This is a genomic window from Pseudomonas sp. MDV22-iso1, assembly GCF_058145095.1.
Map to the genome: position 1 here is coordinate 1 of NZ_JBYVMF010000051.1, position 13343 is coordinate 13343.

Annotated in this window: 11 protein-coding genes; 7 read left to right on the plus strand and 4 right to left on the minus strand. The window is 59.8% G+C overall.

The annotated features are described in order from the left end of the window. Positions 1–193 precede the first annotated feature (193 nt). Complete coding sequence (locus AC3ZVB_RS28910) at positions 194–1321, minus strand: GGDEF domain-containing protein (protein ID WP_490148467.1); 1128 nt, start codon at positions 1319–1321, stop codon at positions 194–196. A 168-nt stretch (positions 1322–1489) separates the two neighbouring features. After that, a complete protein-coding gene (locus tag AC3ZVB_RS28915; protein ID WP_490148468.1) occupies positions 1490–2542 on the minus strand; it encodes a GlxA family transcriptional regulator in 1053 nt (350 codons plus the stop codon). Positions 2543–2650: 108 nt separating this feature from the next. Between AC3ZVB_RS28915 and AC3ZVB_RS28920 the strand changes: the two genes are divergently transcribed. The 6 genes from AC3ZVB_RS28920 (at position 2651) to katG (ending at position 10156) form a co-directional block, all read left to right on the plus strand. Next, the gene (locus AC3ZVB_RS28920; protein ID WP_490148469.1) at positions 2651–3700 is read left to right on the plus strand and encodes an ABC transporter substrate-binding protein; all 1050 of its coding nucleotides are present in this window, start codon (positions 2651–2653) and stop codon (positions 3698–3700) included. A gap of 15 nt (positions 3701–3715) precedes the next feature. Further along, complete coding sequence (locus AC3ZVB_RS28925) at positions 3716–4783, plus strand: ABC transporter ATP-binding protein (RefSeq protein ID WP_490148470.1); 1068 nt, start codon at positions 3716–3718, stop codon at positions 4781–4783. Beyond that, entirely contained in the window at positions 4780–5622 is an 843-nt protein-coding gene (locus AC3ZVB_RS28930; RefSeq protein ID WP_490148471.1) for an ABC transporter permease, read from the plus strand. Before AC3ZVB_RS28925 ends, AC3ZVB_RS28930 begins: the two co-directional genes overlap by 4 nt. After that, entirely contained in the window at positions 5619–6407 is a 789-nt protein-coding gene (locus tag AC3ZVB_RS28935; RefSeq protein ID WP_162441086.1) for an ABC transporter permease, read from the plus strand. The genes AC3ZVB_RS28930 and AC3ZVB_RS28935 overlap by 4 nt, the downstream gene beginning before the upstream one ends. A 38-nt stretch (positions 6408–6445) precedes the next feature. Further along, entirely contained in the window at positions 6446–7459 is a 1014-nt protein-coding gene (locus AC3ZVB_RS28940) for a proline racemase family protein (RefSeq protein ID WP_194693847.1), read from the plus strand. A 438-nt stretch (positions 7460–7897) separates the two neighbouring features. Then, entirely contained in the window at positions 7898–10156 is a 2259-nt protein-coding gene (gene katG, locus AC3ZVB_RS28945) for a catalase/peroxidase HPI (protein ID WP_490148472.1), read from the plus strand. Between the two features lie 66 nt (positions 10157–10222). Here katG and AC3ZVB_RS28950 read toward each other — a convergent pair whose 3' ends face one another. Beyond that, positions 10223–10351, minus strand: coding sequence for a hypothetical protein (locus AC3ZVB_RS28950; protein ID WP_268932937.1), 129 nt, complete (start codon positions 10349–10351; stop codon positions 10223–10225). 91 nt (positions 10352–10442) lie between these two features. Beyond that, entirely contained in the window at positions 10443–11054 is a 612-nt protein-coding gene (locus AC3ZVB_RS28955; protein WP_490148473.1) for a TetR/AcrR family transcriptional regulator, read from the minus strand. A gap of 112 nt (positions 11055–11166) precedes the next feature. Here AC3ZVB_RS28955 and AC3ZVB_RS28960 point away from each other — a divergent pair, with 112 nt between their 5' ends. Beyond that, the gene (locus AC3ZVB_RS28960) at positions 11167–12372 is read left to right on the plus strand and encodes an MFS transporter (RefSeq protein WP_490148474.1); all 1206 of its coding nucleotides are present in this window, start codon (positions 11167–11169) and stop codon (positions 12370–12372) included. Positions 12373–13343 lie beyond the last annotated feature (971 nt).

Sequence of the window (13343 nt, forward strand, 5' to 3'; positions counted from 1 at the left end):
TATGTACACCATCGAGAATCTCACCGCCGATCAGACCGCTATCGCGAGCAGGCTCGCTCCTACAGTGAGATATGGATTGGCTGTAAGGACGCTATCGCGAGCAGGCTCACTTCTACAATTTGATCTGGGTACACCCGCCAGAAAGAGGCAACTGTCAGGCCACCATCGCGAGCACACCAAATGCCTGCAGCCCTCACTCAGACACCGCCACCTGATTCCGCCCACGCGCCTTCGCCCGGTACAGCGCCTTATCCGCGTTATTCATCACACTGTGCAAATCATGATCGCCAGCCTCCATCGACGCCACACCCAGGCTGGCCGTGATGCAGTGAACAGGCCCGGTCATCGACCCCGCAATCGAACGGGTCACCTGCTCGGCGATATCCAGAGCAACCTCAATGGACGTATCCGGAAGCAGCACGGCAAACTCCTCGCCTCCCAAGCGCCCATACACATCAGTCGCCCGAAAAGACTTGCTGATCACCACCCCCATTTGCCGCAACACCTGATCCCCGACCTGATGCCCGTAGGTGTCGTTGATATGCTTGAAATGGTCCATATCCAGCATCACCACACACAGCGGTAACCGGTGGCTTTTGCAATGGTTGTACAGCCGCTGGGCATGCTCGAAAAAGGCCCGGCGATTGTTTAGTCCGGTGAGCTCGTCAGTCTGTGCCGCGCGGGTGGAAATGTTGTGCGCCTGCTCCATCTCACGGGTCAGGCGAAACGCCGTTTCCAGTGCCTCGGACAGCTTGCGCGTCGCGCCCGCGACGAACGAGGCGAATACCAGAACCGCCAGCGCCATGCCGACCTGAATCGTTGACGATTGAAACAGCAGCCAGGAAGTGCACGGCAGTAACACCAGCGCAATCGACGCCAGCGTCATGTGGCTATAGGACGAGTAGCAGGACACCGCGCTCACCGACATCCCGACCGCGAACAGCATCACTAGCGCCTGGGACAACAGATTATCGGCCGGTATCACCGCCAGGGCTCCGACACCCCAGATACCGGCAGACAGCACCAGCGTGATCCAGTACGTGCGTTCCCAGCGTTGCGGGGTCCGCTCTAAGTCGGGGCTGCGAAAATAGGCGATGAACATGGCAAGCCGTAGCAATGACGAGACCGACAGAATCGCGATCCACCCATAAACCACGCTGTGATCAAAGCTGTCCCAGCACAACCAGCACAGCATGATCGCCGCCAGGTAACTGCCGAAGACTGCCGAAACGGATTGGTGGAACAACTGGTGCAACCGGTCAGCGCGTACCTGCCGCGCTATATAGCTTTCCTGGTCGTATCGAAGCCCAAGGCCATCCATATGATCCGCCTGATCAAGATGCTGTGAAGAACCGCTATTGTGGCATCTCGCCACTAACGCAAACACAAGAATCACACCCATTTGCAAACGCTATCTCACCGCAAGCTTAGCTGCTGCATTGACGAGTGAAACCCATGTCCGAACAACGTCTTCAATCAGCTGCTCCAGCTACTGCTCATGCAGGGCTGATCGCTCCTGGCGCTGAAACTGACGCGGAGACACGCCGAAGCGGGTTCGAAACTCCCGCGAGAAGTGCGCGCCATTGGCGAATCCGCAATCCATGGCAATTTGCGTGATGCTGCTGTGACTGTTTACCAGCAACCAGCTGCCGTATTCCACGCGCAGCGAACGCTGGAACTCCATGGGTGAAATGCCCAGGGATTGTTGAAACGCGCGGGTTAGCTGGCGCCGGCCCAGGCCTACATATCGTGCAATGGCATCCAGCGTCGGCAGGCTGTCCATGCGTTGTTCAATGTAGTGCGCTGCCTGACGGACACGTTCGTCCTTGATGTCCGCAAGGTTTGCATAGAAGTGCGCCTGTGGCTGCCGTCCCTGGCGGATGCCCTGCAGCATCATATGCCGCACGGCCTGCTGCGCCTTTTCGCGCCCGCAGTGCCTGGCGACCAGGTACAACCCCAGGTCAATCGCCGCCGTTGATCCCGCGCAGGTAATCAAATCCCCCTCGTCGATGAACAGATGATCGACGGCTGCAGGCGTCTTCGGAAACCTCGCACGAAACGCATCCAGCACATTCCAGTGCACGCACACGGACCGATTGCCCACCACACCCGCTTGCGCCAGCGCGAAGGTGCCCGTGCAAATGCCCAACAAGCGGGTACGGCTGTTCGCTGCGCGCTGCAACCAGTCACGCAACTGAACGGGCAAGTGCGTGTTGGGGTAGTCGTTGCCGCCACAAATGGCCACGTAATCGAACTGCTCCAGGTCCTCAGCCAGGCCACCGGCAACTTCCAGTGTGATGCCGGCGCTGGAAGTTCGCGGCAAGCCGTCGACACTCATCACCCGCCACGCGGTATGGATCTGCCGACTGGCGCCGCCGACATCGGCGGACAACCGCAGCACATCCACGAACCCCGAAAATGCCGCCAGCGTGAACTGATCCAGCAGGACCAGCCCCACCGACAACTGCGGGCGCGCGTTTGGCTCGGGAAGGGTCCCGGGCGCGGCGTGGAATTCCTGATGATTCTGAGTCATTTTGGGCATGACCCAACTATTCAACTTTAAGACCCCCGAGTGCAAGCGCTCGTATCGACGTTACGAGCAAGATGCAGACAAGGGGAAACAGTACAACTACGCCCCAGAGGACATGAGATGAGAATAAAAACGCTGAACAAAATCACAGTCGCGCTATCACTGGCGGGCTGCATCTCCTCGCAAAGCGCCATGGCCGATCAGCAGAAGCTGACGGTCGCGTTGTACGGCGGCAACTGGGGGGATGCTTTCCTCAATTGTGTTGCAGAACCTTTCACGAAAGCCACCGGGATCGCCGTGGCGGCGGAAGTCGGTACCTCAACCACGACCCTGGCGAAACTCCAGCAGCAAAAGTCCAGCCCTACGATTGACGTGGCCTGGATGGATGGCGGAATCAGCGAACTCGCGTATGCGGCCGGTGTACTCGCCGATCTCGATCCCGCTGCCATTCCCAACCTGAAAAACGTTGTCGATAAAGGCGTCTACTCCGAAGCCGGCCACACCTTCGCCGTCAGCAGCGGTTTCTACTCCCTTGGCCTGACCTATAACACCAAGGACATAAAAGAGGCGCCAACCAGCTGGAAGGATCTGTGGAAACCCGAATACGCCGGTGCAATCGCCCTGCCCTCGCCGGCCAACTCCTCCGGGGTGCCGTTCGTATTCTTCATGGCTGACGTCTGGGGTATTGACCGGTCCGATCTGGCGCCGCTGTACAGCAAGCTTGGCGCGCTGGACACCGCGCTGTTCTTCGACAGTTCGGGTGCCGCCACCAACGCCTTCCAAAGTGGTGAGGCCATCATCGGCGCGCATTTCAACGTCGGCGCCTGGGACTTGATCGACAAGGGCGCCCCCATCGGTTTCTCGATTCCCAAGGAAGGCGTATGGGCAACCGATGCGCGCTTGCACCTGATCAAAGGCGCACGGAACAGCAAGGCCGCCGAGCAATTCATCAACACCGCGCTGACCCAGGAAGCAGCGTCGTGCCTGGCCGGCAAACTCTATCTGGGGCCAGCGGTGAAAGGCGTGGAAGTCTCTGCAGACGTTGCTCGCAAGTTGCCATGGGGCGCCGGTGGATCGATCAGCGATCTGCGCCTGTTCGATTGGGCCCAGATCAACGCGCAGCGCGCGAGTGTCACCAATGACTGGAACCGCAAAGTCACCGCCAAATAGCTCAAGAGGTCTGCAATGTCAGTTTTATTGAGCATCGACAGCGTCTGCAAAAACTTTGGTTCCTACCAGGCATTGGACACGATCAACCTGGACATCGAGCAGGGCGAATTTATCGTGCTGCTCGGCCCCAGCGGTTGCGGCAAAACCACTTTGCTGCGCTCGATCGCCGGCTTCATGCAGCCCGACTCCGGGACCATCGCGATCGATGGCCAGGACGTCAGTCGTCTGCCGCCCTACCGTCGTCCGCTGAATACCGTGTTTCAGAACTACGCCCTGTTTCCGCACATGACCGTGCTGGAAAACGTCGCATACGGTCCGCGACGCCAGGGAGTCAATCGTACCGAAGCCCGTGACCGTGCTCGCGAATCACTGGCAATGGTGGGTCTGGAAGCGCTCAGCGATCGCTACCCTCGCGGCATGTCGGGCGGCCAGCAACAACGCGTGGCACTGGCACGGGCCATCGTCAACAAACCCAAGTTGCTGTTACTCGACGAGCCACTCTCGGCGCTGGACATGAAGCTGCGCAAGCGCATGCAGCTGGAGCTCAAGCATCTGCAGGCGAAGCTCGGCATCGCGTTCATTTTCGTGACCCACGATCAGGAAGAAGCGATGACCATCGCCGACCGGATTGTGGTGATGAACGCCGGCCGCATCGAACAGACCGGTTCCAGCAGCGACATCTACAGCGCACCCGCTTCGCGCTTTGTGGCGGACTTCATTGGCGAGGCCAACCTGATCGACTACCAGGCCACTGGCGCCGATGAGATAAGCCTGAACATCCGCGCTAAACCACTGCCTCGCGATACCAGGAACATCGCCCGGCAAGGGGTGGCCGTCCTGCGTCCCGAGCATCTGCAGGTGCTGGATGCCGCGACCCCAGAGACCGCCAACTGCTGCGAAATCCAGGGCACCGTGAGCGACATCGTCACGGTCGGCAGCCACACGCTGATCCACACCTTGATTGACGGGCAACCAATCGTGGCACGCACCATGGGCTTTCCGCGGGCGGACATGATCACCGGCAGCGCCGTGCGCCTGGGCTTCAACCCTGCTCATCTGCACTTGATCGGGGAGTCGTCATGAAACGCAAGACGCTCGCCCCGCTGCTGATGCTCTTTGCGGCACTGGCCTTTTTCACCGCGTTCTTTCTCGCACCGTTTGCAGTGGTAATTTTCGCCAGTCTGACCAAGGGCGCTGACCAGGCCTTCACGCTGGATCACTACATTCGCGTGCTGGGCGATCAGTACCACTGGGATGTGATTCTGGTGACCTTCCGCATCGCCGCGCTGACCACTTTGGTGTCGTTGGTGCTTGGCTATCCGCTGGCCTGGTACCTGGTGCGTGTCGTGAAATGGCGTGCCTGGCGTCGAGCGTGTGTGATCCTGCTGGTAGTGCCAATGTTCACCAGTAACATCGTGCGCTCGTTCGGCTGGATGGTCCTGCTGGGACGCAAAGGCCTGGTGAATCAGAGCTTGCTGGATACCGGCCTGATCGATACGCCGGTGCGCTTTCTGGGCACCGAGCTCGGCATCCTGATCGGCATGGTGTACATCCTGCTGCCGTTCATCGTACTGGCAGCCGGCAACGCACTGGCCCAGGTCGACCCGGCCTATGAGCAAGCCTCCGACGACCTCGGTGCCAGCCCCCGCGCGACCTTCTTCCATGTGATCCTGCCGCTGACCATGCCCGGCATCATCTCCGGCTCGATCATGGTGTTCACCCTCGCGGCCAGTGCCTACGTGACGCCGGCGCTTCTGTCGGGCGGAAGAATCTCCGTGCTCTCGATGCTGATTTTCCAGCAGTACAGCTCGGTCTTCGACTTCAACTACGGTGGCGCACTGAGCGTCGTCCTGCTGATCTTCACCCTGGTCATGGTCGGACTGGCCGGACGCGTCGGCAGCATCAGAGGGAGCAACTCATGATCACTCGCATGCTGGTTCGCCTGATCGCCTGGGCCGTGCTCGGCTACATGCTGCTGCCCCTGGTGGTGATCATGGGCGTCTCGTTCACCGCCACGTCATTCCTGGCGTTCCCGCCTCAAGGCTGGACCCTGGACTGGTACGGCAAAATGCTCAGTGACCCCAGCTACGTGGCCTCGTTTGCCACCAGCACGGTCCTGGCGCTGGTCGCGACCTTCGTCGCCGTATTGCTCAGCGTGCCGGCGGCGCTGGCGATAGCGCGTTATGAATTTGCGGGCAAGAACGCGATTTTGGCCGCCCTGACTTCACCGCTGGTGTTTCCGCACATCGTGCTGGGCGCGGCGCTGTTGCAGTTCGGTGGCTACTTCGGATTGACCCGCAGTTTTCTCGCACTGTTGATCGGCCACACGATCATCATCTCGCCGTTTGTATTGCGCTCGGTGCTGTCGATGCTGACACCGGAGCAGCGTGCGCTGGAGGAAGCGTCGAGCGATCTGGGCGGAACACCGTGGGCCACTTTCTTTCATGTGGTGCTGCCGCAGATCAGGCCGGGGATTGTCACCGGGTCGATCTTTGCCTTCATCTCGTCATGGATCAACGTCGAGCTGTCGATCTTCAACACGACCCCGGACCTCAACACCATACCGGTGAAGCTTTTCAACTACGTGCAGTACACCGTCGACCCAACGATCGCCGCCGCCTCCGGCGCGACCATTGTCGTGGTGGTCATCGCCGTGATCATTCTCGATCTGTGCATTGGTCTCGACCTTTTGTCAGAACGCAAATAACCCCCCATACCTACACCCCGAAAGCCAGGAGTTCAGTCATGCGTATGCAAGACACGTTCGATGTGATCTATACCCATACCGAAGGTGAACCACTGTGCATCGTGCACAGCGGTATTCCCTACCCCGCCGGTTCCAGCATTCTCGCCAAGCGTACCTTTCTGGAACAGAACTACGACTGGTTGCGCAAAGCGCTGATGCAGGAACCACGCGGCCACAAGGACATGTTCGGGGTCTTCCTCACCCCGCCTTCCAGCAGTGAGTACGACGCGGGCCTGATCTACATGGACGGCAGTGTGTATTCGCACATGTGTGGCCACGGCACGATTGCCGTGAGCATGGCGATGGTTGCCCTGGGCCTGGTGCCGCGCGGCGCTGATGGCATCACCAAAATCCGCTTCGAGACCACGGCGGGACTGGTTGTCGCTGAAGTGGCTTCCGAAGGCGAGAACGTGCTCTGGACCCGTTTCGAAAACGTGCCGGCTTATGTCGCGGCCCAGGACATTCCCGTGCACCTGCCGGGCTACGGCGACCTGAAGGCCGACCTGGTCTGGGGCGGCAACTATTTCGGTATTGTCGACCTGACCAATTGCGACCTGCGTATCAGCCCCGAGAATGGCAGCGAACTTTCACGCCTAGGGTTGCTGGCACGGGACCAGATCCAGAAACAGCTGAAGATCCAGCACCCGACCGAGGCGCACATCAACGACCTCAATTTCATTACGTTCTGGCACCCGGCGACCATCGACGGTGCGTTCTACAAGAACGTCCACGTGTTCAGCGCCGGCCAGCTCGATCGATCTCCCGGGGGCACCGGCACCAGCGCGATGATGGCGATGTTCGAGGCTCGGGGAAAACTCGGCCTTAACCAGCCTATCCTGTCCGAAGGTTTGCTGGGCAGTGGCACTTTCGAAGGTTGCCTGCTCGGTGAAGTGGACCTCAACGGCACGCGCGCGGTACGCCCTACGGTGAAAGGCACCGCCAGTATCCTGGGGACGTCACGCTGGGTCATCGAGCGTAACGACCCGGTCGGTGCAGGCTTCGTTGTGAACTGACGTCCAAGGATGCCCGGCGCCCTGCGTCGAGCATCAGCCCTGACGAAAACCTGTAGCAGCTGGCGCAGCCTGCGTCCGGCTGCGCAGCAGGCGCAATATCAACACCGGCGCTTGAAAGACTTTGCCTATCACCCCCCAACACTGCACCTATTAGCTGACTTCCCGAGTCGGGTCTAACCTTAGTCCTGCGCTGGCGCCATAAGCCGGCCGCAGTAGTGCTGATAAGGAGACAGGAATGAGTCTGAAACATGACTAAGCCTGCCGTGGGCCACCGCGCTGGCGACCCGATTGCCGCTGTTTTTCATTCCCGCGCGGTCACATCACCCAGTTGATTGAACTGCTGGCCCAGCAGCCTGTGTCATCGAGTTCGCTCGTCGCTTGCCCGTGTCCACAAGGCGCGGATAGCCCGCAAGATCACGACCCAAAGGTAGCTCACACATGGCAAATGAATCGAAATGCCCGTTCAACCACGCCGCTGGCGGTGGCACGACGAACCGCGATTGGTGGCCGAATCAACTGAATCTGAAAATACTGCACCAGCATTCGTCCCTCTCTGATCCTCTGGACGAAGGTTTCAATTACGCCGAAGCATTCAAAACTCTGGATTTTCAGGCGCTCAAGCAAGACCTGCGCGCGCTGATGACCGACTCACAAGACTGGTGGCCGGCAGACTTCGGGCACTACGGGCCGCTGTTCATTCGCATGGCCTGGCACAGCGCCGGCACCTACCGCACGGCAGACGGGCGCGGCGGCGCGGGCTCGGGTCAGCAACGTTTCGCCCCGCTCAACAGCTGGCCGGACAACGTCAGCCTGGACAAGGCGCGCCGGCTGCTCTGGCCGATCAAGCAGAAGTACGGCCGTAAAATTTCCTGGGCCGACCTGATCGTTCTCACCGGTAACGTCGCGCTGGAATCCATGGACTTCAAGACCTTCGGTTTTTCCGGTGGCCGTCCAGACGTCTGGGAGCCGGACGAGGACGTCTACTGGGGCTCAGAAAACAAGTGGCTGGCGGGCGACACCCGCTACGATCAGGGTCATAAGGAACCCATGCAGGAACCCGGTGAAGGCCCGCTCGTGGCCGAACCTGGAGAAAACGAAGACAGCCGGGTCGAACCTGGCCGCCATCTGGAAAAACCCCTCGCCGCCGTGCAAATGGGCCTGATCTACGTCAACCCGGAAGGCCCGGAAGGCGAACCGGACCCGGTCAAATCGGCCCTGGATATCCGCGAAACCTTTGGCCGCATGGCCATGAATGACGAGGAAACCGTCGCCCTGATCGCCGGCGGCCATGCCTTCGGCAAGACGCACGGCGCCGGCCCTGCGGACAATGTCGGGGCAGAACCCGAAGCCGCCGGTCTTGAAGAGCAAGGCTTTGGCTGGAAAAACAGCTTCGGCACCGGCAAAGGCCCGGACACCATCACCAGCGGCCTGGAAGTGACCTGGACCACCACGCCGACCAAGTGGAGCAACAACTACCTGGAAAACCTGTTCGGCTTCGACTGGGAGTTGACTAAAAGCCCGGCGGGCGCGCACCAGTGGACCCCGAAAAACGGCGCCGGCGCCGGCATCATTCCCGATGCCCACGACCCTTCCAAACGCCGCAACCCAACCATGCTGACCTCGGACCTGGCGCTGCGCTTCGACCCGATCTACGAACCGATCTCCCGGCGCTTCCTGGCCAATCCCGATCAACTGGCCGACGCCTTCGCCCGCGCCTGGTACAAACTCATCCACCGCGACATGGGCCCACTCTCGCGCTACCTCGGCCCGGAAATGCCCGGCGAAGAACTGCTGTGGCAAGACCCCATTCCTGACGTCGACCATGAGCTGATCAACGACAGCGACATCGCCGCGCTCAAGGGCAAACTGCAAGCCAGCGGTCTGTCGGTTTCGCAGCTTGTGTCGACAGCATGGGCGGCCGCCTCGACCTTTCGCGGCTCCGACAAACGCGGCGGTGCCAACGGTGGACGCTTGCGCCTGGAACCACAGAAATCCTGGCAGGCCAACCAGCCGGAACAATTGGGGAGCGTGCTGGCAAAACTTGAAGGGATTCAGCGTGACTTCAGCAGCGGCGGCAAGAAAGTCTCCCTCGCGGACCTGATCGTCCTGGCCGGTAGCGCCGGCGTCGAACAGGCCGCCAAAAACGCAGGCGTGAACATCACGGTACCGTTCACGCCAGGCAGGATGGACGCGACTCAGGAACAGACAGACGTCGAGTCGTTCGCGTTCCTCGAGCCCACCGCCGATGGCTTCCGCAATTTCCTCAAAACCCGCTACAGCGTTCCAGCCGAAGCATTGCTGATCGACAAGGCGCAACTGCTGACCCTCACCGCACCGGAAATGACCGCACTCATTGGCGGCCTGCGCGTGCTGAACACCAACGTCGGTCAAACCAGACATGGCGTGTTTACCCAGCAGCCGGAAGCGCTGACCAACGACTTCTTCACCAACTTGCTGGACATGAGTGTGGAATGGAAGCCGGTCTCCGATGATGCGCAGGAGTTCGAGGGACGAGACCGCAAGACGGGCGCGGTGAAATGGACCGGCACCCGTGTCGATCTGGTGTTTGGATCTAATGCGCAGTTGCGCGCGATTGCCGAGGTGTATGCCAGCAGCGATGCGAAGGAGCAGTTCGTGAAGGACTTTGTGGCGGCGTGGACGAAGGTGATGAATCTGGATCGCTTTGATCTGAAGTGAGGCTGCAGTCCTGAAAACGCAAAACGCCTCCTTGAATGGAGGCGTTTTGTTTTTTACGGACAATGATCAGACAGGAGAAATCGTCGCCAGCGCACCGATCAACACGGTCAATACGAGAAAACCACCAAGGAAAATCGCCATCTTGCCCATCGGGGCCTCCTGCTCGCGGAAAGTGCCCTTATTGTGAGCGGGCATCTGTGTGCATTACAGAGGCAGATAGCGATGAAAAATACAGATCAGAGCACCTGCGCCAGAGCTCAGGATGAACATCTGTCATGCGAAACGATTACTTCGCTGATGCATCCCAAACGGTCATCACCTGCGTCACTGCGGCGTCCAGTGCGGCATGTGAAACGCCATCTCTGGCGAGTGTGGAAAGCCCCGACAGAAAACTGTCGAACATCGTAGCCAGGGCCTCAACGTCGACAGTCGGTCGCAACTGCCCCTCGGCAACGCCGCGTTCGATGCATTTGACGATCCCCGCCCGATTCAAAGCCCTTGTCTGGGCGAGTGGCTGCGAGATGGCTTTGCTCTCTTCCGAGCACGCGCTCATCCAGCCTAATGAGACCAGACAGCCTGTGGGGTGATCGACATCGGTCTGCATTCTGGCGGAGCGACGCAGGGTCAGTTCGATGGCATCCCTGGGCGCCAGCGTGTCATCGAACAGGCTGTCCGTGACGCGGCCATGCGTGCTCAGGTACCGCGCCATGACCTCTTTGAACAGCGCTTCCTTTGAGCCAAATGCGGCATAAAAGCTCGGTGCGGAAATGCCACCGCCGATGGTGGCTTTGAGCTGATTGAGCGACGTGGAATCGTAGCCGTGCTCCCAAAACAGATTCATTGCCTGATCGATTGCCGCGTCACGGTCGAAGGTGCGCGGTCTTCCCATCTGTGCCATACGATCCTCCGTTCACATGAGTTCGATACTAATCGATACATAAGTCGTTGACAACGAGGGCCCACCTCCCTAGATTTATATCGATCGATATATAAGTCACCTGGAGCATGAAATGGCGATTGATGAGCAGCAAGCCGAGCGACTCCCGCTAGGCGCATTACTGGCATTGGCCATGACCGGATTTATCTGCATCGTGACTGAAACCTTGCCCGCCGGCCTGTTACCGGAAATCGGCACGGGGTTGAATGTTTCACAGCCACTGGCCGGGCAAATGGTGACGGTCTACGCACTGGGATCGTTGCTGGCCGCTATTCCGTTGACGATCGCCACGCAAGGCTGGCGGCGCCGCACAGTGCTGCTGTCGACGATTCTTGGCTTTCTGGTGTTCAACACCCTGACGGCGCTGTCCTCGGACTACCTGCTGACACTCGTTGCCCGCTTCTTCGCCGGCGCCTCTGCCGGTCTGGCCTGGAGCCTGTTGGCGGGCTATGCACGGCGCATGGTTGTCCCTCGCCTGCAGGGCCGCGCATTGGCAGTGGCCATGGTGGGCACCCCGATAGCGCTATCGTTGGGCGTGCCATTAGGCACGTGGCTGGGCGGACTGATGGGATGGCGAATGGCGTTCGCGCTCATGTCAGGGTTAACCCTTGGGCTGATCGTGTGGGTGCTGATCAAAGTCCCCGACTACCAGGGCCAGACCTCGTCACAACGCATGCCGCTGCGCCAAGTGCTCTACACCCCGGGCGTGCGCTCAGTACTCGGCGTTGTCGTGACCTGGATGCTGGCGCACAACATTCTCTACACCTACATCGCCCCCTTCCTCTCATCCGCAGGATTGAGCCGGAGTGTCGACGTGGTGCTACTGGTTTTCGGTGTCGCTGCGCTCGCGAGTATCTGGATCACCAGTCGGCTGGTGGATCGGCATCTGCGCACTGCAGTGCTGGCCAGCCTGGCGACTTTTGCCGCCGTTTCTGTCCTGTTCGGCGTGTTCTCCCACTCTGCCATCGCGATGCTGTTCGGCGTTTTCGTCTGGGGGCTGACCTTCGGTGGCGCCGGAACACTGCTCCAGACCGCGCTGGCTGACTCTGCGGGAAAGGGAGCGGACGTGGCGCTTTCCATGAATGTGGTGGTCTGGAACAGCGCGATTGCGGTGGGTGGATTATTGGGTGGGGTGATGCTCGACCAACTGGGTGTGAGTGCCTTTCCTTGGGTGTTGCTGGCGCTGGTGGTGATCAGTTTCTGCATCGCGTTCAATGCGCGGGGGCATGGTTTTCCGAAGGGTGACAGGGACAGTGGTTTGGTGATTGCCGGGCATTGATTGGAAGTGCGCCAGTGGGCTTTTTCGGGTTTTCTCGATGATCTGTGAATTGTTTAATATTCCGGGAAGCCCCAGTCGGTTAGCGGTGTCAGTTGAGACAGAAACTCCAGGTGCTTGATAGTTTTTACTCTGCCCATCGCCCCACCGAATTCGAGCAGAGCCTCATCCCTGTAGGAGCTGTCGAGTGCAAGAGGCTGCGATCTTTTGATTCTGCCTTTAAAAGAACAAAAGATCGCAGCCTCGCTGCACTCGGCAGCCCTTATAAAACAAATATTAAGCAATTTATTGTAAAAATATTTTTTAATAGTTTTAGATACCTTTCAATGCGGCGAGCTCCCCGTTCTTTGCGCGCCAGCGCGGCGTCGAAGACGTGGCGGCACCTCCGACAGGGATAACGTTGAGCGGGGGCACGCCCGCAAAGTCAGGTCGGCTGTCAGGCCGCCTCGCTTTGGCTTTTGATCTGCTTTTGACTTTCTTGCCCCCTCGGCAGGCCGAGCGCAGGTTCTGCGCAGTGGGCAACCCGGCATGGATGCCGGGTTAGCCGCGCACGGCCATGGATGGCCGATCGCGGCGGGCCCACGGAGCAGGACCGGAGTGAGGGTATGCCGAGCCCAGGCGAGGCACCGGACGAAAGGGGCAAGAGCGTTTGGTTACTTGGCGCTCTTCCAAGTGACTCGCCGTAAGGGCGAAACCAATAGCCGCCGTGACCGCAGGTATGGATATGTACACCGGCAAGAATCTCACCGCCGATCAGACCGCTATCGCGAGCAGGCTCGCTCCTACAGTTTGATCCGGGTACATCCGAAGAAAATGGTCGACTGTCAGACCGTCATCGCGAGCAAGCTCGGCTCCCACAGATGAATGTGTGCGCTTCGAAAGTCAGGTCGGCTGTCAGGCCGCCTCGCTGGCTTTTGATTTTCTTGCCCCCTCGGCAGGCCGAGCGCAGGTTCTGCGCAGTGGGCAACCCGGCA

Excerpts from the sequence above, each read along its gene's own strand:
- AC3ZVB_RS28955 (WP_490148473.1), bottom strand. The coding sequence starts at position 11,054 with ATGGCACAGATGGGAAGACCGCGCACCTTCGACCGTGACGCGGCAATC.
- AC3ZVB_RS28935 (WP_162441086.1), top strand. The coding sequence starts at position 5,619 with ATGATCACTCGCATGCTGGTTCGCCTGATCGCCTGGGCCGTGCTCGGC.
- katG (WP_490148472.1), top strand. The coding sequence starts at position 7,898 with ATGGCAAATGAATCGAAATGCCCGTTCAACCACGCCGCTGGCGGTGGC.
- AC3ZVB_RS28925 (WP_490148470.1), top strand. The coding sequence starts at position 3,716 with ATGTCAGTTTTATTGAGCATCGACAGCGTCTGCAAAAACTTTGGTTCC.
- AC3ZVB_RS28930 (WP_490148471.1), top strand. The coding sequence starts at position 4,780 with ATGAAACGCAAGACGCTCGCCCCGCTGCTGATGCTCTTTGCGGCACTG.
- AC3ZVB_RS28920 (WP_490148469.1), top strand. The coding sequence starts at position 2,651 with ATGAGAATAAAAACGCTGAACAAAATCACAGTCGCGCTATCACTGGCG.
- AC3ZVB_RS28950 (WP_268932937.1), bottom strand. The coding sequence starts at position 10,351 with ATGCCCGCTCACAATAAGGGCACTTTCCGCGAGCAGGAGGCCCCGATG.
- AC3ZVB_RS28940 (WP_194693847.1), top strand. The coding sequence starts at position 6,446 with ATGCGTATGCAAGACACGTTCGATGTGATCTATACCCATACCGAAGGT.
- AC3ZVB_RS28915 (WP_490148468.1), bottom strand. The coding sequence starts at position 2,542 with ATGCCCAAAATGACTCAGAATCATCAGGAATTCCACGCCGCGCCCGGG.
- AC3ZVB_RS28960 (WP_490148474.1), top strand. The coding sequence starts at position 11,167 with ATGGCGATTGATGAGCAGCAAGCCGAGCGACTCCCGCTAGGCGCATTA.
- AC3ZVB_RS28910 (WP_490148467.1), bottom strand. The coding sequence starts at position 1,321 with ATGGATGGCCTTGGGCTTCGATACGACCAGGAAAGCTATATAGCGCGG.